Here is an 18,168-nt window from a genome sequence, read left to right as displayed (position 1 = left end):
GCTCAGTTGCCCGTGGCGTCCCCGCCCTCCGACACGCCCTGCATAACGCCGATGGCCGTTTGCATCGCCCCGTCCAAACCTTCGCGCGCCTTGTCCACGATCTGAACATAGCTTGTCATGACCGGGTCCAAAGCCGGAACCGCAGCCGAGATTTTAGGCGCATAGACATAGAGCAAGGCCAGCACGGCAGCAAAGGCCAGCATCAGGATAAACCCTCGACGGAATCCGCCGCTCCTGCGGTCATTCAATGTGACTTCAGGTTGCAGATTTCCGACGTCGTCACCCGTGGCGTCCAGCGTCGAGTTGATTTCCTCGATGTCGGGCAACAGGTCGCGCCGCGCCTCGGGATCCGCATCATGCTCTGGGTCTTCGTCGTCCAGCCCGCGCAGCCGCGCCATACGCTCGCGTACCGTGCGGCGACGGGTTTCTTCACCATCGGATTCATCCAGACCCAGGTCGGGCTGGCTTTCCAACTGCTCACGATCATGTTCGCGTTGTTCCAGCTCGCGTGACGCTTCTTCTTGCAGGATGTCGCGCACGCCATCATCCAGTGCGCGCGGCTCAGGCTGCGGCACGTCGTGTTGCGGGTCGTCGTCATCATATTCGTGACCTGCGTCGGTGTCCGATTCGGGGCTGTGATCTTGGTGATCGTCTTGCGCCTCGAGCGCTTCGGAAGGGGGATCCAAGCCAAGCTCATCAGCCAGGTCGGCGTCGTAATCCGGGTGCTTCTGGAACCAGGCATGGCCGCAGTTCGAACATTGCACATCCCGCCCAGCGTCGGGAACAACCCGATCGTCCACTTCGTACTGAGCACCACAATTCGGGCATATCAGCCGCATGTCTTGACCCCATTTCCGGCGTCCTTTTGGACGTTCTTCACCTGCCTTGTTCGCGCGCAGTATGAGCGCAATCATGGGGAAAATCAAACCTTTGCAATACGCGCATTGAAACAATCTTCAAGGTGGGGCAAAACTGTCCTAAAGTGGAACAAGGGGCTGTGCGTGATCGAGCTGGAAGACGTTTCTTACGGTTATGGCGGCGGCACGCTTCTGACCGATATCTCTCTCAAGCTGGCACCGGGGTCGTTTCATTTTCTGACCGGCCCGTCCGGAGCAGGCAAAACCACGCTTCTCAAGTTGTGCTATGGCGAATTGATTGCCACCAAAGGCCGCGTGTCACTGTTTGAACACGACGCGCGCAACATGACACGTGACGACGTGGCGCTGGTGCGCCGGCGTGTGGGTGTTGTGCATCAAGATTGTCAGTTTTTGGACCATCTGAGCGTGGCTGAAAACCTGGCACTTCCGTTGACCGTGGCGGGTCGGTCAACAGATCCTCAGGAGCTACGCGAGCTGATGAAATGGGTCGGGCTTGAAGCCCAGGCGGGCGCCCATCCTCCGGAATTGTCCGGCGGAGAGCGGCAACGCGCCGCCCTGGCGCGCGCGGTCATCGTGTCGCCCGATGTGATCCTGGCGGATGAGCCAACCGGCAACGTGGACTGGGAGATGTCTCTGCGTCTTCTGACTCTGTTGGTTGAATTGAACCGGATGGGCAAAACGGTGATGATCGCCACCCATGACATGCACCTGATCCGCTCGGCCAAATCGCAGGTGCAGGCGCGTGTGCTGCGGATTTCGGATCACCGGTTGCAACTGGCGGGGGCGGATCTGTGAACCCGATTGTTGCGAAAATCCTGCATTTCATCGCCGGGGATGACCAGGCGGACCGGGTTGTGCCGCCCACCGGCTTCACCGCCCGTCTGACGGTCTTCGCCGCGGCTTCGATGGCGTTTCTGACCGTGTTCGCAATGGCGCTGTCGCTGGCCACTGGCCGGCTCGCGGATCGCTGGGGCGATGAGCTGGCGCAAAGCTCGACCATCCGCATTTCGGCGCCCGAGGGGCAGATGGATGCGCAGATGCTTGCCGTGATGGAGGTGCTGGTCACCACCCCCGGCGTCAAGGATGCCCGTCCGCTGTCGGACGAAGAACAACACGCATTGCTTGAGCCCTGGTTCGGGCCGGACCTGCCGTTGGACACGCTGCCGATTCCGCGCCTGATCGAGGTGATCGAGGAGGGCGATGGATACGACGCCGCAGGACTGCGCGCCCGCCTTGCAGGTGAAGCCCCCGGCGCGGTGTTGGATGACCATACCCGCTGGCGCGAACCGCTTGTCCATGCGGCCGGGCGGCTGCGGTCGCTGGGCTTCGTCGCGATCCTGCTGATTGCGGCCATCACCGGGGTGATGATCACCCTGGCCGCCAGTGCGGCGCTGTCTGCCAATGCGCAGGTCATCCGCGTTCTGCGCCTTGTTGGCGCGCAGGATGCCTATATCGCCCGCGCCTTTGTGCGCCGCTATACCCTGCGCGCGCTGATTGGTGCTGCGGTGGGCACGGTGCTGGGCATGATCGCAATCGCCTTTCTGCCCACGGCGGATGTTGCGGGTGGATTTCTGACCGGGCTGGGGTTCCAGGGCTGGCACTGGCTGTGGCCGCTCATCATCCCGCCTCTGGCAGCCCTGGTGGCCTTTGCGGCCACCCGAAACGCCGCCCTTTCCACTTTGAAGGAGCGCAGCTGATGCGGACCGTCATTCAATGGATTCTGTCGCTTCTGTTCATCATCCAGATGTATCTGATGATGGTCCTGATGGCGCTGTATTTCACGCCGCTGACCCTGTTTGGCCGTCACTGGGCCTTCAAGGCGGTGCATACCTATTGCCGCTGGGTGCGCTGGAGCGCCGACAAGATGGTCGGGCTGAAATCCGAAATTCGCGGCGAGGTGCCAACCGGAGAAGCCATTATCGCCTCGAAACACCAAAGCTTTTTCGACATCATCATGATCGTGAGCGTGGTGCCCGAACCCAAGTTCATCATGAAAAAGGAAATCCTGTGGACGCCGATCGTGGGTTATTATGGCAAGGCGCTGGGCTGCATCCCGGTCGACCGAGGCAAGCGCGGCGTGGCGATCAAGAAGATGGTCGCGGACGTGAAATCCGGCGCCTCGGCCTTCGGGCAGCTGATCATCTTTCCGCAAGGCACCCGCGTTGCCGCAGGGGCGCATAAGAAATACAAGATCGGCACGGGTGTGCTGTACAAAGAGACCGAGCGCCCTTGCGTGCCCGCCGCCACCAACGTGGGCGTGTTCTGGCCGCGCCACGGCATCATGCGCCGGCCCGGACTGGCGGTGGTGGAGTTTATGCCGGCCATCACCCCCGGTCTTGAGATGGCCGATTTCATGGTTCGGATGGAACGCGACGTCGAAGAGAACTCGGACCGGTTGATGGTCGAGGCCGGGCTTAGCATCAAGGACACGCGCGATGGAGTTTCTGACACCTGAGACGCTGCAGGCGCTTTACGGCACGCCGGGCGAGGCAAGCCTGGTAAAGGTCGCGGACCGCCTGACGCCATGTTACCGAAAATGGATCGCCGCCAGCCGGTTCTGCGTGCTGTCGACGGTCGGCCCTGAAGGCACCGACGCCAGCCCCCGCGGCGACGATGGCCCGGTGGTGGCCTGCCTTGACCCGCACACACTGGCCTTGCCCGACTGGCGCGGCAACGAACGCATCGACAGCCTGCGCAACATCGTGCGCGATCCCCGTGTGTCGCTGATGTTCATGGTGCCGGGGTCGAACAACGTCGTGCGGGTGAACGGGATGGGCCGGGTGACGGCCGATGCCGATCTCTGCGCCCGGTTCGAGAAATCCGGCAAGCAGCCCCGCAGTGTCATCGTGATCCGCATTCACGAAGTCTACTCCCAATGTGCCCGCGCGGTGATGCGCGCGGGGCTGTGGTCGCGCGACGACGCCGCCGGCTTGCCCAGCATCGGCGACATGCTGCGCGAAATGACAGACGGGAAGTTTGATGGCAAAAGCTATGATCGCGACTGGGCCGGACGCGCGGCGCGAACCATGTGGTGAACGCAAGGCGGGAATGACAAGTTTTCGCGGCTGAAGCCGTTGCCTCCAGCGCCGGAACGTCCCATCTGATACGTGTATGTAAGCAAAGTGTTTCAGGGGACCAAAAATGGGCGACACACAACGCGAAATCGAAGCCACCTTGGGCGTTGGTCATGCCAAGCGCCGTGTTCCCCATTGGGTCTGGTGGGTGCTGGCCATACTGGTCGCGATCGGCGTCACGATGTGGTGGATGCAGGAGGTCGAAGAGCGCCGCGCGGTGCACTACGTTACAGAAGAGGTCGTCACCGGGGACCTGACCATCACGGTCACCGCCACCGGCACCGTCGAACCCACCAATCTGGTCGAAATCTCGACCGAGATTTCCGGCACGATGGCCGAGGTTCTTGTGGATTTCAACGATACCGTGCAGGCGGGCCAGGTTCTGGCCATGCTCGACACCACGCAGTTGAACGCGCAACTTTCGGTTCAGAAGGCCTCGCATGCCGCCGCCGCCGCCCAGCTAACCAGTGCCGAGGCCAGCCTGACCGAGGCGCGGCTGAACTTCGAAACCGTGCAGCAATTGGATCAGCGCGGCGTCACCAGCCGTACGAACGTGACTGCAGCGCAAGCTGCGTTGGACCGTGCCCGCGCCAATGTAGCCAGCGCACAGGCCAATCTGGACCTGGCTCAGGCGCAGCTGGACGCGCAGCAGGCCGAGCTTGCCAAGGCCACCATTCACGCACCGATCGACGGCATCGTATTGCGCCGGGACGTGGATGCGGGCCAGATCGTTGCCGCCAGCCTGTCGGCGCCCGAATTGTTCACCATCGCCGAAGATCTGGCGCAGATGGAGCTGCAGGTCGACGTTTCCGAGGCTGATATCGGCCGGATCGCGGTGGGGGACATCGCCAGTTTCACGGTCGATGCCTATGACGATCAGACCTTCCCTGCGACCATATCGATGGTGCGGTTTGCCTCGGACAACACTGACGGGCTGGTGACCTACAAGGCGATCCTGTCTGTGGCCAATGACGACCTTCTGTTGCGCCCTGGCATGACCGCCACCGCCGACATCACTGTGGCCCGGCATGAACAAGCGCTTCTTGTGCCCAACGGCGCCCTGCGCTTTGCCCCGCCTCAGGTGGTCGAAGAAAAGGCCGAGGAAAATGAAGCCGGTGGCGGACTGCTGGCCCTGTTGATCCCGGACAACGAAGAAGACAACCGCGTGCGCTCGGACCGCTCGGTCTGGGTCTTGCGCGATGGCGTCGCGCTGGAGGTATCGGTCGAAAAGGGCGATACGGACGGGCAGATGACACAAATCCTGTCGGGCGATATCGTGGTTGGCGATCAGGTCATCACCGACATGATCGAGGGCAAGTGACATGCCCGCCGACAAAAACACCCCCGTCATCGAATTTCGCGATGTGACCAAGGTCTATGGTCAGGGCGAGGCCGAAGTGCACGCCCTGGACGGTGTCAGCCTGTCAATCACGACGGGCGAATTCGTGGCGATCATGGGCCCCAGCGGGTCGGGGAAATCCACCGCGATGAATATGGTGGGCTGCCTCGACAGCCCGACCAGTGGTGACTACCTGTTCAACGGTGTGCACGTCGCAGCATTGGACCAGGATCAACGCGCGCTTCTCAGGCGCAACTATCTGGGCTTCGTGTTTCAGGGCTTCAACCTGCTGCCACGCACCTCGGCCTTGGACAACGTCGAATTGCCGTTGATCTATAAGGGCTTGGTGGGCGCCGAGCGGCGCGCGCAGGCGTTGGACGCGCTGGGGAAGGTCGGCCTGAAAGGGCGCGAACACCATGACCCATCCGAACTGTCCGGCGGGCAGCAACAGCGTGTGGCCATCGCCCGTGCATTGGTTGGCACGCCACAGGTCATCGTCGCGGATGAGCCAACAGGGAACCTCGACACAAAGATGTCGAAAGAGATCATGGAAGTCCTGCGCGACCTGAACAAGGACGATGGCATAACCATCGTGATGGTCACCCACGAGGAAGACATGGCAGGCTTTGCCGACCGCATCATCTGGATGGTCGACGGGCGCGTTGAGCGCACAGGCACACCTGCCGAAATCCTGGGCACAAGGGGGCATCGGCAATGATCTGGGAAACCGTCCGACTGGCCATCCAGGCCATATTTCGCAACACCATGCGGTCGATCCTGACCGTTTTGGGCATTGTCATCGGTGTCGCGGCCGTGATCGCGATGGTGACGGTGGGGCAGGGAAGCTCGGCCCAGGTCACAGCGGATGTTGAAAAACTTGGCACCAACATCCTGATGCTGACACCGGGTGGCGAAAACCGCGGACCAAGCTCCGGCGGTGTGGCCAAGGCGTTCACGCTCAAGGACGTGGATGCGATTATCGACCAGATCAGCAGCGTGGACACCGCAGCCCCCTATGCCCAGACCATGACCACGGCAGTGTTCGGGGCGGAAAGCACCTCGACCTCATTGGTGGGAACCGACAACAGGTATCTGGACGCGGTGGACTGGTCGGTCGTGCTGGGCCGCCGGTTCCTGCCCAGCGAAGAAAGCTCGGGCAAAAGCGTCTGCATCCTGGGCGAAACCGTGCGCCAGACCCTGTTCGGCAACACCAGCCCGATTGGCGAAACCATCCGCATGAACGCGCTGACCTACGAAGTCGTGGGGCTGCTAGAGGCCAAGGGTGCCTCGTCCTTCGGCACGGATCAGGATGACGTGATCGGTCTGCCGATGAAGACGTTTCAACGTCGGGTGATGGGCAACACGGACGTGTCGATGATCTTCGTTTCCGTGCGCGACGGGTTATCCACCGAACGCGCGCAGGTCGAGATCGAGGCCCTGATGCGTGAACGTCGCCGGATCAGCGACGGCGAGGACGATGATTTCAACGTCATGGACATGAAACAGATCGCGTCGATGCTGACCGGGATCACCAGCATCCTGACCGGGCTTCTGTCCGCCGTGGCCGCAGTCAGCCTTTTGGTGGGCGGGATCGGTATCATGAACATCATGCTGGTGTCGGTGACAGAACGGACGCGCGAAATCGGCATTCGCCTGGCGATCGGGGCCACGGCCAACCAGGTGCTGATGCAATTCCTGGTCGAAGCCATTGTTCTGTCGATGATCGGCGGGCTGGTCGGGATCGTGCTGGGGCTGGCGCTGGCGGCGTTTGCGTCGAACCTGATGGTGATCCCGTTCGCGCCGGACCCGGCCATCGTGGCGCTGGCCTTCCTGTTCTCGGCGGCGGTCGGCGTCGTCTTCGGCTACTTCCCGGCCCGCCGCGCGGCGCGGTTGGACCCGATTGAGGCTTTGCGCCACCAGTGACGTCTGCGGCGATCCGAAGCGGAGGCTCTAGCCGACACTGAGATGTCATGCGCGCCGAAGGCGCACCTTTGGATCAGGGGGAGGGTATCAGGCAGCGAGGCCTTTGGACCCCATGTCGAGGAATTTTTTGCGACGGTCGCGGATCAACGCATCGCCCTTGGCCTTCTTCATCAGTGCCGTCAGCTCGACCTCAAGCGCCTGGCCCACGGCGGCAATCGTGTCGGCGCGCGCGCGCTGGGCGCCGCCAACGGGTTCGGAAATGATGCGGTCGATCACGCCCAGTTCCTTCAGGTCCTGCGCGGTCAGGCGCAGCGCCTCGGCGGCCTCGCGCATCTTCTCGGCATCCTTCCACAGGATCGAGGCGCAGCCTTCGGGGCTGATCACCGAATAGATCGAATGTTCCAGCATCATGACCGTGTTGGCGGTGGCCAGCGCCACGGCGCCACCGGAGCCGCCTTCGCCGATGATCACGGAAATGACCGGGCTTTTCACGTTCAGGCTGCGTTCCGTCGCACGCGCGATCGCCTCGCTCTGACCGCGCTCCTCTGCCCCTTTGCCGGGATATGCACCGGGGGTGTCCACCAGCATGATCACAGGCAGGTTGAAGCGGTCGGCCAGGTCCATCAGGCGGATCACCTTGCGATAGCCCTCGGGTCGCGCCATGCCGAAGTTACGCTCGATGCGCGACTTGGTGTCGTTGCCTTTTTCCTGCCCCATCACCACCACGGGCACATCGCCCAGACGGGCCAAACCGCCCATCACGGCGTGGTCGTCGGCAAAATTCCGGTCACCGGCCAGCGGTGTGTATTCGGTGAACAGCGCTTCGATGTAGTCCTTGCAATGCGGGCGGTCAGGGTGGCGCGCCACCTGGCATTTGCGCCAGGCTGTCAGGTCCTTGTAGAGGTCGCCCAGCATGTCCTCGGCCTTGCGATCCAGCGCCAAGGCCTCTTTTTCAACGTCCATTTCCTCGTTCGCCCGCGCCATCGCGCGCAGCTCTTCGGCCTTGCCTTCGATTTCAGCAAGGGGTTTTTCAAACTCGAGGTAGTTGGTCATCACGCGCTCCCGCTCTTCACTTGTGTCGATATATGGACCTGACGGCGGGTCAATGCAACTCGTGTCCACCGCTCTGCGTGGCTGGGCGCGACGGAAATCCGATCCGGCTGCGTTGAACCTTCAGACCACCACAATGGAGGACCAGATTATGTTACTTGCCGCGCTTTCACCGCGCCCCGTCGCCCGCCTGCTGCCGATCAGCGCTTTGGTTGTCTTGACCTGCCTCAGCGCGGGGGTGGTCTTCACCTCGCAAACCCTCTGGCACCCTGGCGAGGCCATGACCCCTGCCAGCGAGGTGACGGCTCCGATGCAATAGCCACCCAGTCGAGGTGATTGACCTGCGATGCGCGGCGGCTCACAAAGGCCGGGTGGACGGAGGCCCATCATGAACAATCTGCGTGGCGCGGCCTGGATGGTTGCCTCCATGGCCGGGTTTGCGGTCGAGGATATGCTGATCAAACTGGCGGCGATCCGTCTGCCAGTCGGTCAGGTGATCGTGACCTTCGGGTTGGGTGGCACCCTTGTCTTTGCCCTGCTTGCGCTGCGGGCCGGGCAACCGGTGTGGCACGATGCGATCCGGTCGCGGGCGATGGCGCTGCGGTCTGTCAGCGAAGTGATCGGGCGGCTGTTCTTCGCGCTTGCCATCACGATGACCCCGCTCAGTTCCGCCTCGGCGATCCTGCAAGCCACGCCGCTGGTCGTGGCTTTGGGGGCGGTCGTGTTTTTTGGCGAGCAGGTTGGGTGGCGCCGCTGGGCGGCGATCGCGTTGGGGTTTGTCGGTGTCTTGATGATTCTGCGCCCCGGTCTGGCCGGGTTCGAGGCGCTTTCGATGCTGGCGGTGATCGCCATGTTTGGCTTTGCCGGGCGTGACCTGGGGTCGCGGGCGGCCCCTGTGGGGATGTCGAACCTGCAACTGGGGGTGTTGGGCTTTGTCATGCTGACCCTGTCGGGCGCCCTCATCTTGGGCGTGACTGGCGGTGCGGTATACCCCGACCTGCGCGAAGCGGCGTTGCTGGCGGGAATCGTCGCGGTGGGTGTCTTTGCCTATTTTGCGCTGACCAAGGCGATGCGCACGGGGGACATCAGCGTGGTCGCACCGTTTCGGTATTCACGCCTGGTGCTGGCGATGGTGCTGGCGGTCGTCGTGTTCGGTGAACGCCCGGACGGCTGGACCCTGGCGGGCAGCGTGGTGATCGTCTTGTCGGGTTTGGTTCTGATCAAGCGGTCCTGAGCGGTGTTGCCTCCGGCAACGCTTGATAAGCACCGCCTTGGGGCGGTGCGGATTGGCGCCCGGGGCAGGTGGTGTGCCCGCCCCGGCGCGGGTGTTCAGCCTTTGGCGGCCAGTTCGGCCTGTGCCACGATGACCTCGGCCTGTTTCATCGATGCCTGGTCGATCAGCTTGCCCTTGTAGGTCACAGCGCCCATGCCGGCGGCGTTGGCTTTTTCCATTTCGGCCAGGATTTCGCGCGCTTCGGCGACGGCTTCGGCAGAGGGGGTGAAGACCTCGTTTGCCAGTTTCACCTGTTTGGGGTGGATGGCCCATTTGCCGACCATCCCCAGCGTGGCCGAGCGTTTCGCCTGCGCCACGAAGGCGTCGTCATCCGAGAAGTCACCGAACGGCCCGTCAACCGGCAGCACGCCATGGGTGCGGCAGGCGGCGACGATGGCGGTCTGTGCCCAGTGCCACGGGTTCGGGAAGTGCTTTTCCCCTTCGTGCAGCATGTAGTAGTTTTCCTGCGTGCCGCCGATGCCGGTGGTGGCCATTCCCATCGAAGCGGCAAAGTCCGCATAGCCCAGGCTGATCGCCTGCATGCGCGGCGAGGAGGCTGCGATTTCCTCGACATGCGCGATGCCCGCAGCGGTTTCGATGATCACTTCGAAGCTGACCGGCTTGGTGCGGCCTTTGGCCTTTTCGACCGCGGCGACCAGTGCTTCGACCGCGTAGATGTCTTCGGCGCAGCCCACCATCGGGATCATGATCTGATCCAGACGGTCCGAGGCGTTTTCCAGAAGTTCGATCACATCTTTGTACCAATGCGGCGTGTCCAGGCCGTTGATGCGCACGGACAGGTATTTGTTGCCCCAATCGATATCATGTGTGGCGGCGATGATGTTCTTGCGCGCGATGTCCTTGTCACCCGGCGCAACGCTGTCTTCCAGGTCCAGGTTGACCACGTCGGCGGCCGAGGCGGCCATCTTTTCGAACAATTCGGTGCGCGAGCCCGGGCCGAACAGCTGGCAGCGGTTGGGACGGGCGGGGGCCGGGGGTTGGACACGGAAAGACATGGCGGTCTCCTTGCAAGGAAGTTACGTTTCGCTTTGCATATCGGATAGAATATTGCGTGCCGGGCGGCAAGGCGTTTTCGGCGGTGCAGCGCGAAATGCGCCGCGTTGCGGCAGAGGTGGCGGTTTCCCCGTCGATCCGACGGTCCGTGCAAGATTTCACCGTCATTTGTTCGGTTTGCGGGTGTTTCTTCGAAATGTCTCTGCCAGAGACGGCGATGTTGCGACGCCATTCCCCGACATGTGGGCGATTATTCGGCGAAACGAACACATCCCACACGATTCTTGCGAGGCTGCCATGATCAAGACCCCATACCTTCTGTTCCTGGGCGATGCGCCTGACCAACTGGCCGCGAAAGTGGCGCAGGGCATCAAGGACTGGCGCCCGGAAAACGCGGTCGGGCAGTTTCGGATGGAGGGCTGCAAGGCCGATCTGGGCCTGACCGACATGAGCCTGGAAGAGGCCAAGGCGGCTGGCGCCAAGACCCTGGTCATCGGTGTGGCCAACCGGGGCGGGGTGATCAGCCAGGCCTGGAAAAAGGTTTTGGTGATGGCGCTTGAGGAGGGTTTCGATCTGGCCAGCGGGTTGCACAACCTGCTGAGCGACGAGGCCGACCTGGTGGCGGTCGCAGCGGCCTGCGGGCGCGAGCTGCACGACGTGCGGGTGCCCGAGGTGGATTACCCGATTGCCAACGGCAAGAAACGCAGCGGCAAGCGCTGCCTGGCGGTGGGCACGGATTGCTCGGTCGGCAAGATGTACACGGCGCTGGCAATGCACCGCGAGATGGAAGCGCGCGGGATGAAGGCGACCTTCCGCGCCACCGGCCAGACCGGCATTCTGATCACCGGCGACGGCGTGCCGCTGGACGCGGTTGTGGCCGATTTTATGGCCGGATCGGTGGAATACATTTCCCCAGACAACGACCCGGATCATTGGGATCTGATTGAGGGGCAGGGCAGTCTGTTCCATGTTTCCTACTCGGGTGTGACGATGGCACTGATCCACGGTGGCCAACCCGATGCGCTGATCCTGAGCCATGAGCCGACGCGCGATCATATGCGGGGCCTGCCCGACTATACCGCGCCGTCGCTGGAAGAACTGCGTGACGTGGCGCTGACACTGGCGCGGGTGGCAAATCCGGCCTGTCAGGTTGTCGGTGTTTCGGTGAACACGCAGCACATGAGCGAGGACGAGGCGGTGGCCTATCTGGCCGGGGTCGAAGAGCGTATGGGCCTGCCTGCGGTCGATCCCTTCCGGCAGGGTGCCGCGCGTCTGGTTGACGCTCTGGCCGCCGTGTAATCTGAAGGTATGGAATTGGGGGCGCAGCCCCCAAACCCCCGGGATATTTCTGGAAAGATGAAAGGAGGGACACATGCGCATTACTGTGACCCCCAATACATTTAAACTGGCACAGGTTTTCACCATTTCGCGCGGGTCGCGTACCGAAGCAAAGGTGCTGACGGTGCGGGTGTCTGATGGCACACACCGGGGCTGGGGCGAATGTGTGCCCTATGCGCGCTACGATGAGACTCTGGACAGTGTGACTGAGGAAATCCTGAGCCTGCCGGGTGATGTGACGCGGGCCGCGCTGTATGACCTGTTGCCAGCCGGGGCCGCGCGCAACGCGGTGGATTGCGCGTTGTGGGACCTTGAGGCCAAGCAGCAGGGCAAACGGGTTTGGGAACTGGCGGGGCTGGCTGCACCGGGGCCGGAGATCACCGCCTATACCCTGTCTCTGGCCACGCCGGAGGACATGCAGGCGCAGGCTGCGAAGAACGCGCATCGTCCTTTGTTGAAGATCAAGCTGGGCACGCCGGATGACATGGCGCGTCTGGAAGCGGTGCGCGCAGGCGCGCCCATGTCGCGCATCATCGTCGACGCAAACGAAGGCTGGAGCGCCGAGGTCTATGCCGATCTGGCGCCGCATCTGGTGCGGCTGGGTGTCGGCCTGGTCGAGCAGCCTCTACCCGCCGGTGATGACGACGCGCTGATCGGGATGGACCGCCCGGTGCCGGTCTGTGCTGACGAAAGCGCACATGATCGCGCGAGCCTGCCAGGGCTGAAGGGCAAGTATGACGTGGTGAACATCAAGCTGGACAAGACCGGGGGGCTGACCGAAGCGCTGGCCTTGCGCGATGCGGCGCTGGCGCAAGGGTATCAGGTCATGGTCGGTTGCATGGTCGGGTCGTCCCTGGCGATGGCGCCCGCGACGTTGGTGGCGCAGGGCGCGATGGTGACCGATCTGGACGGGCCGCTTTTGCTGGCCGAGGATCGCGACGCGCCTTTGCAGTTCGACGACGCCGGGGTGCATCCGCCGTCGGCGGACCTGTGGGGCTGAGCCTAGCCGCGCCCGGCGATCTGGGTCAGGAAGACCCCCGCCGCCATCACCGCGATGCCCGCGCTGCGCGCCAGGGTCAGCGGATGGTGCGACGCGCCGAACAGGGCGAAATGGTCGATCGCGGCGGCCGAGAGGAGCTGTCCGATCAGCACGAAGAACACCGCATTGCCGACGCCGAAGGTGGGCGCGATCCAGGTGATTGTCAGCACGTAGAACGCAACCAACGTGCCCGCCAGGAACAGGTGCGGGGGGGCCGACAGCGCCCCTTTCAGCGAGGCGCCGGACACAAGGAACACCGCCCCGGTGGTCAGGAACGCGACGACAAACAGGATCAGGCCCGCACCAATGGGAGAGCCCAGCCGTTGCCCGAGTGCCGCGTTCAGCGCCGCCAGCACCGGGATGCCGATACCTGCTGCAAGCATGATCAGGGCAGAATTGGTCGTCGTCATGGCTTTCCCTTCGTAGATTTTCGCGTTACCCGAATAGCAACAACAGGAACATCACGTGCGGTCAATCACCCACGTCGCACAAACAGGAGAGTGCCATGAGCCGCATCGTTTACGTGAACGGAGATTACCTTCCCGAAGAAGACGCGAAGATCTCGGTGTTCGACCGGGGCTTTCTGTTCGCTGACGGGGTGTATGAGGTGACCTCGGTGCTGGATGGCAAGTTGATTGATTTCGAAGGTCATGCTGCGCGACTGACCCGGTCGCTGGACGAATTGGACATGCCGCACCCGATCAGCCACGAGGCCCTGTTGGAGGTGCACCGCAAGCTGGTCGCCGACAATGGTATTGTCGAGGGGCTGGTCTACCTGCAAATAACCCGCGGCGCCCCCGGCGATCGCGATTTCGCATTCCCGAACCCGGAAGAGACCACGCCGACCGTGGTCCTGTTCACCCAGAACAAGCCCGGCCTGGCCAGCAACGTAAACCCAGTCAAGGTGATCTCGATCGACGACATCCGTTGGGGTCGGCGTGACATCAAGACGGTGCAGCTGCTGTATCCGTCGATGGCGAAGATGGCCGCCAAGGCCGCAGGCTGCGACGATGCCTGGCTGGTCGAGGACGGCAAGGTCACAGAAGGCACGTCCAACAACGCCTATATCGTGAAGAACGGCAAGATCATCACGCGGGAGCTGTCGACCGACATTCTGCACGGGATCACCCGCGCCGCCGTGCTGCGGTTCGCGGCCGAAGCGCAGATGGAGGTTGAGGAGCGGTCGTTCACCATCGCCGAAGCCCAGGAGGCGGACGAGGCGTTCTTCACCTCGGCCAGCGCCTTCGTGATGCCGGTTGTCGAGATCGATGGCGCCAAGCTGAACGGCGGCAAGCCGGGACCGGTGGCCGCGCGCCTGCGTGAGATTTACCTGGAAGAGAGCCTGAAAAGCGCGATCTGATCCGGCCGGAAAGCCCCCGCGACGATCCGTCCGGGGGCTTGACGCCTAGTTCTTATTGGTCGCTGCTCAGCGGTGCCGTGGCGCAGCCCGTTTCCGGGTCGAATTCGCCCAGACCATACCAGGCAGAGGTGACCCGTTTGGGTTTTTCAAATTCGGCGCAAACACGGTAGGTGTCCGGCGTCAGAACTTCATAGCCATAAGGCGTGCCGGTCGCGGGATCAGCAAGGTTGATGTTGCGACCACACCGCTCCACCGGGGTCAGTGTCGTAGGTAGGGTGTTGTCGTTCAGCTGCGCAACGCAGCGCACAAAGCCCGACAAATCACGCAGGTCCGAGATCCGCACCTTGTCGCTGCCGGGGGGCTTGCCGCCGGAGCTGCCGCCAACCACGACCAGAATGACCACGAAAACGGCCAGAACCGCGACGATCAGTTTGGTGGACACGTCAGTTGCCCTCCTTCAACACGTTTTCCTTGAATGCGACCTCGAAGGCCGCCTGTTTTTCCGGGCTTGCATGGGTCTGGTTCAGGTTTTTCCAGTCGTCATAAGGCATGCCGTAATAGGCTTCGCGCCCTTCTTCTTTCGTCATCTCGATCCCGCGCTCGTTCGCGGCCTCCTGATACCAACGCGCCAAGCAGTTACGGCAGAATCCGCCCAGGTTCATAAGGTCGATGTTCTGCACGTCCTGACGGTCCTCCATCAGGTGTTTTTGCAACCGGCGAAAGGCGGCGGCTTCGATTTCGATGCGGGTCTGGTCGTCCATGATCGGTCCTTGTCTGAGGTCGGGCGCATTGGACCGCGCCCGCGCGGCAAGGTCAAGCCGGGGAGCGCGCCCTTCGGACCGTTCCCGCCCACCCACCCCACGGCCCTCAGGGGGCGCTGTGGCCTGTGGCTGGCGCAGGGGTCAGCTGAGCAGCCGTTTCACATAGGCCGGTGACAATTCTCCGACATCGACCGACAGGCTGCCCACCTCCGGCAGGTGTTCGGCCATGCACTCCAGCACCAGCTGCGCCAGCGCGGCCTTTGTCGCAGCGTCGCGCCCCGGCAGCAGCAACAGACGCGCATGGGCAAAGCTTTGCGGCTCAGTTCCGATCCGGTGATGGTTGCAGGGCAGGGTGCGGATTTTCAGGCTTTCGGGCTGGGGGATGGCCGGATGGGCTGCAAGCGCATCAAAAAGCGCGTCGCACAAATCCTTGCCCAGGGGCGCCCCGGCGGAGTGTTCAATGGTGAGGTGTGGCACAATCAGAGCCCCGTTGCGTCCAGCGTTTCCTCTAGGATCGGTGCCAGTCGTTCAGCCCAGGCGAATTGCTGTGCATCCGTCACGATCAAGTCGTTGCGCAGTTCAATCAGCACGTTGGCGCGCCCCGGCTGGATCGCGTGGCGATCGACGCTGTCACCGTCCAGGTGGCCGCCATAGGGTTCGTTTTCGCCCACGCAGAGGTCCGGCTCGGCCTCAAGCCTGCGGATCAGCGGGATCGCAAGGCGCGCGTCGCGGCCATGCAGGATGCCGATGTGCCAAGGCCGGGGCTCACGTCCGTTCAGCTGCCGCGTATAGGAATGGATCGACAGAAGCACGGTATCTTCCTGACGCGCCGCAAGCCGGGCCTGCGCCTTGTGATAGGGGCGGTAATAGGCATTCAGCCGCCGCTCTCGTTCCTCGGAATCCGCGTGGCGGTTCGCGGGCACAATGGTGCCGTCATACAGCTTCATCAGAATCGTCGGGTCGTCTTCGCCCCGGTTCGGGTCGATCACGAGGCGCGAAAAGTTGGACAGGATCGCGGGCGCGTTCAGCATCTCGGCCAGCGCCAGCGTCACACCGGCCGCGCCAGGGTCAAAGGCGATGTGGCGCGCCAAGTCGGCATCCGAAATGCCCAAGCTGCCGCTGTTCACCTCTTGGGGCACGGTGTTTGCCGCATGGTCACAGGTCACCAGCCAGCGCGATGGCCGATCTTCTCCGACAATGTGAAAAGGCAGGTAGGTCATGGTCACGTCGATAATAAGTCTTCCCACCCGTTTATGCGACCGGGACAGAAAGCGCCAGTTGTCACATGCGGCGATTTGAGGCATAGAACAGATGGCCCACCGAAATCGAACGATTACCTGAGGAGACGTGCGCGATGAGACGCCTGCGGAACGTGAAGATTGTTGCCACTCTGGGCCCCGCTTCCAACGACTATGACATGATCCGCGCCCTGTTCGAGGCAGGCGCAGACGTGTTTCGTATGAACATGTCGCATGGAACCCACGAAGAACAGCGCGCGCGCCATGCGATGGTGCGACAGGTCGAAAAGGACATGGGCCGTCCGATCGCCATTCTGGCCGACCTTCAGGGGCCGAAATTGCGGTGTGGCACCTTTGCTGCCTCGGCGGCCGAGCTGGAAGAAGGCAACATGTTCCGTCTCGACCTGGATGAGACACCTGGCGAAGGGCACCGTGTCTGCCTGCCGCATCCCGAGATTTTCGCGGCCCTCAAACCCGGGTCGTCTCTTTTGATCAACGACGGTAAGATCCGCCTGACCGTCAAGGATTGCGGCAGCGACTATGCCAATTGCGAGGTCATGGTGGGCGGTACAATTTCCGACCGCAAGGGCGTGAATGTGCCCGACGTGGTGCTGCCGCTGGCCGCCCTGTCCGACAAGGACCGCTCCGATCTTGAGTTTGCCTGCCAGCTGGGCGTTGATTGGCTTGCGTTGTCCTTCGTGCAGCGCGCCGAGGACGTGGAAGAAGCCCGCGCCCTGGCACAGGGCCGCGCCGCGGTGCTGTCAAAAATCGAAAAACCTGCTGCGGTGGATGCGTTCATGGATATCCTGGCCGTATCGGACGGGATCATGGTGGCAAGGGGTGATCTGGGGGTCGAACTTCCGGTGCAGGCCGTGCCTCCGATCCAGAAACGCCTGATTCACGCCTGCCGCCGCGCCGGCAAGCCGGTGATCGTCGCCACCCAGATGCTGGAAAGCATGATCGAAAGCCCGATCCCGACCCGCGCCGAGGTTTCGGACGTGGCCAATGCGATCTATGACGGCGCCGATGCGGTGATGCTGTCGGCAGAAAGTGCCGCAGGCTCCTATCCGATTGAGGCCGTATCGACGATGGACAATGTCGCGATCGAGGTCGAGGATGACCCGACCTACCGTGAACAAATCGAAGCCAGCCGGGTTGCCAAACGCTCGACCGTTCCCGACGGCATTGTCGCCGCCGCGCGCGAGATTGCGGAAACCACGGACATCAAAGCGATCTGCTGTTTTACCCAATCTGGCACCACCGCGCTGTTGACTGCCCGCGAACGCCCACGGGTGCCGATCATCGCGCTGACCCCGCTGACCGGGACCGCTCGACGGCTGTGCCTGTCCTGGGGCACGAACTGCTTTTTGACCAATGGCGATGTGGAACGGTTCAAGATGGCGGTCGTGTCCGCCGCCCGTGCCGCGCGCTCTTCCGGTTTTGCCTCTGAAGACGACCAGATCGTGGTGACGGCCGGGGTGCCGTTCAACGTGCCCGGGACCACCAATATCCTTAGGGTTGCGCCATGTGCGGAAAGGTTGATTTTCGCGGCCGATCCCGAGTAAAATAAGTCATCACGCCCTTGAGGATTTGTAGATGACGAATGATCTGTTTTTGGTGATTGGGGTCGTGGTGTTGGCCCTGTCCGTGCCATCGATCCTGGGCTCGCTCATCGACCGCCGCACGCCGCGAACACCGGCCATCATGGTTTTGATCGGTGGCGTTCTTGTTGTTCTGGCGGTAACGCAACAGCCCGGTGGCTACTCGATCCAAGATATTCCGGACGCCTTCGTGCGTGTGATCGGTCGCTACCTCCGTTGAAACCCTTCTGAACCGACGCAAAAGCCCTTGCCAGACAGGGGAATCGCTCGTATACGGCGC

22 protein-coding genes are annotated in these 18,168 nt (G+C 62.7%); 14 read left to right on the top strand and 8 right to left on the bottom strand.

Annotated elements, in window-relative coordinates; genetic code table 11:
• Window positions 1-2: 2 nt before the first annotated feature.
• Complete coding sequence (locus MN188_RS09110; protein ID WP_242108277.1) at window positions 3-839, bottom strand: zinc-ribbon domain-containing protein; 837 nt, start codon at window positions 837-839, stop codon at window positions 3-5.
• A gap of 162 nt (window positions 840-1,001) precedes the next feature.
• Between MN188_RS09110 and MN188_RS09105 the strand changes: the two genes are divergently transcribed.
• The 7 genes from MN188_RS09105 (at window position 1,002) to MN188_RS09075 (ending at window position 7,214) form a co-directional block, all read left to right on the top strand.
• Window positions 1,002-1,673: a cell division ATP-binding protein FtsE gene (locus MN188_RS09105; RefSeq protein ID WP_242108276.1), complete on the top strand. Its 672-nt coding sequence runs from the start codon at window positions 1,002-1,004 to the stop codon at window positions 1,671-1,673.
• Entirely contained in the window at window positions 1,670-2,575 is a 906-nt protein-coding gene (locus MN188_RS09100; protein ID WP_242108274.1) for a cell division protein FtsX, read from the top strand. Before MN188_RS09105 ends, MN188_RS09100 begins: the two co-directional genes overlap by 4 nt.
• Window positions 2,575-3,333: a lysophospholipid acyltransferase family protein gene (locus tag MN188_RS09095; RefSeq protein ID WP_242108272.1), complete on the top strand. Its 759-nt coding sequence runs from the start codon at window positions 2,575-2,577 to the stop codon at window positions 3,331-3,333. Before MN188_RS09100 ends, MN188_RS09095 begins: the two co-directional genes overlap by 1 nt.
• Complete coding sequence (locus MN188_RS09090; RefSeq protein ID WP_242108270.1) at window positions 3,314-3,913, top strand: pyridoxamine 5'-phosphate oxidase family protein; 600 nt, start codon at window positions 3,314-3,316, stop codon at window positions 3,911-3,913. The genes MN188_RS09095 and MN188_RS09090 overlap by 20 nt, the downstream gene beginning before the upstream one ends.
• Before the next feature lie 106 nt (window positions 3,914-4,019).
• Complete coding sequence (locus tag MN188_RS09085) at window positions 4,020-5,273, top strand: efflux RND transporter periplasmic adaptor subunit (RefSeq protein WP_242108268.1); 1,254 nt, start codon at window positions 4,020-4,022, stop codon at window positions 5,271-5,273.
• Between the two features lies 1 nt (window position 5,274).
• The gene (locus MN188_RS09080; protein ID WP_242108266.1) at window positions 5,275-6,009 is read left to right on the top strand and encodes an ABC transporter ATP-binding protein; all 735 of its coding nucleotides are present in this window, start codon (window positions 5,275-5,277) and stop codon (window positions 6,007-6,009) included.
• A complete protein-coding gene (locus MN188_RS09075) occupies window positions 6,006-7,214 on the top strand; it encodes an ABC transporter permease (protein WP_242108264.1) in 1,209 nt (402 codons plus the stop codon). Before MN188_RS09080 ends, MN188_RS09075 begins: the two co-directional genes overlap by 4 nt.
• Before the next feature lie 87 nt (window positions 7,215-7,301).
• Here the strand turns inward: MN188_RS09075 and MN188_RS09070 are convergent, their stop codons facing one another.
• Window positions 7,302-8,267 (bottom strand): acetyl-CoA carboxylase carboxyltransferase subunit alpha, encoded by a 966-nt coding sequence (locus MN188_RS09070; protein WP_242108255.1) that lies wholly within the window; start codon window positions 8,265-8,267, stop codon window positions 7,302-7,304.
• 52 nt (window positions 8,268-8,319) lie between these two features.
• On the opposite strand from MN188_RS09070, the gene MN188_RS09065 reads away from it, so the two are divergent.
• Both MN188_RS09065 and MN188_RS09060 read left to right on the top strand, forming a co-directional pair.
• Window positions 8,320-8,583, top strand: a complete 264-nt coding sequence (locus MN188_RS09065; RefSeq protein WP_242108252.1) for a hypothetical protein — start codon at window positions 8,320-8,322, stop codon at window positions 8,581-8,583.
• Between the two features lie 69 nt (window positions 8,584-8,652).
• Window positions 8,653-9,498, top strand: coding sequence for a DMT family transporter (locus MN188_RS09060; RefSeq protein ID WP_242108250.1), 846 nt, complete (start codon window positions 8,653-8,655; stop codon window positions 9,496-9,498).
• Window positions 9,499-9,593: 95 nt separating this feature from the next.
• On the opposite strand, the gene MN188_RS09055 is transcribed toward MN188_RS09060, so the two are convergent.
• Window positions 9,594-10,553 carry an HpcH/HpaI aldolase/citrate lyase family protein gene (locus tag MN188_RS09055; protein WP_242108248.1) on the bottom strand — a complete coding sequence of 320 codons (960 nt, stop codon included), beginning with the start codon at window positions 10,551-10,553 and terminating at the stop codon, window positions 9,594-9,596.
• A 295-nt stretch (window positions 10,554-10,848) separates the two neighbouring features.
• Here MN188_RS09055 and dgcN point away from each other — a divergent pair, with 295 nt between their 5' ends.
• Together dgcN and dgcA are read left to right on the top strand one after the other, a co-directional pair.
• Window positions 10,849-11,850, top strand: a complete 1,002-nt coding sequence (dgcN, locus tag MN188_RS09050; RefSeq protein ID WP_242108246.1) for an N-acetyltransferase DgcN — start codon at window positions 10,849-10,851, stop codon at window positions 11,848-11,850.
• A 73-nt stretch (window positions 11,851-11,923) separates the two neighbouring features.
• Complete coding sequence (gene dgcA, locus MN188_RS09045; protein ID WP_242108245.1) at window positions 11,924-12,889, top strand: N-acetyl-D-Glu racemase DgcA; 966 nt, start codon at window positions 11,924-11,926, stop codon at window positions 12,887-12,889.
• 2 nt (window positions 12,890-12,891) lie between these two features.
• Here the strand turns inward: dgcA and MN188_RS09040 are convergent, their stop codons facing one another.
• On the bottom strand, window positions 12,892-13,338 hold the full coding sequence (locus MN188_RS09040) for a DMT family transporter (RefSeq protein ID WP_242108235.1): 447 nt from the start codon (window positions 13,336-13,338) through the stop codon (window positions 12,892-12,894).
• Window positions 13,339-13,433: 95 nt separating this feature from the next.
• Between MN188_RS09040 and MN188_RS09035 the strand changes: the two genes are divergently transcribed.
• Window positions 13,434-14,288, top strand: coding sequence for a D-amino-acid transaminase (locus MN188_RS09035; RefSeq protein ID WP_242108232.1), 855 nt, complete (start codon window positions 13,434-13,436; stop codon window positions 14,286-14,288).
• 52 nt (window positions 14,289-14,340) lie between these two features.
• On the opposite strand, the gene MN188_RS09030 is transcribed toward MN188_RS09035, so the two are convergent.
• The 4 genes from MN188_RS09030 to MN188_RS09015 form a co-directional block, all read right to left on the bottom strand.
• Window positions 14,341-14,730 carry a hypothetical protein gene (locus MN188_RS09030; RefSeq protein ID WP_242108230.1) on the bottom strand — a complete coding sequence of 130 codons (390 nt, stop codon included), beginning with the start codon at window positions 14,728-14,730 and terminating at the stop codon, window positions 14,341-14,343.
• Between the two features lies 1 nt (window position 14,731).
• The gene (locus MN188_RS09025) at window positions 14,732-15,049 is read right to left on the bottom strand and encodes a DUF1244 domain-containing protein (RefSeq protein WP_242108228.1); all 318 of its coding nucleotides are present in this window, start codon (window positions 15,047-15,049) and stop codon (window positions 14,732-14,734) included.
• Between the two features lie 141 nt (window positions 15,050-15,190).
• Entirely contained in the window at window positions 15,191-15,526 is a 336-nt protein-coding gene (locus MN188_RS09020; protein ID WP_242108226.1) for a 5-carboxymethyl-2-hydroxymuconate Delta-isomerase, read from the bottom strand.
• 2 nt (window positions 15,527-15,528) lie between these two features.
• Window positions 15,529-16,269 (bottom strand): N-formylglutamate amidohydrolase, encoded by a 741-nt coding sequence (locus MN188_RS09015; protein ID WP_242108949.1) that lies wholly within the window; start codon window positions 16,267-16,269, stop codon window positions 15,529-15,531.
• A 134-nt stretch (window positions 16,270-16,403) separates the two neighbouring features.
• On the opposite strand from MN188_RS09015, the gene pyk reads away from it, so the two are divergent.
• Both pyk and MN188_RS09005 read left to right on the top strand, forming a co-directional pair.
• Window positions 16,404-17,852 (top strand): pyruvate kinase, encoded by a 1,449-nt coding sequence (gene pyk, locus MN188_RS09010; RefSeq protein WP_242108224.1) that lies wholly within the window; start codon window positions 16,404-16,406, stop codon window positions 17,850-17,852.
• Between the two features lie 31 nt (window positions 17,853-17,883).
• Window positions 17,884-18,108: a hypothetical protein gene (locus MN188_RS09005; RefSeq protein ID WP_242108222.1), complete on the top strand. Its 225-nt coding sequence runs from the start codon at window positions 17,884-17,886 to the stop codon at window positions 18,106-18,108.
• Window positions 18,109-18,168 lie beyond the last annotated feature (60 nt).

Origin of the sequence: Aliiroseovarius subalbicans (assembly GCF_022678625.1) — a bacterium.
Lineage (GTDB): Bacteria > Pseudomonadota > Alphaproteobacteria > Rhodobacterales > Rhodobacteraceae > Aliiroseovarius_A > Aliiroseovarius_A subalbicans.
This window is presented reverse-complemented; position numbering and strand designations above follow the sequence as displayed.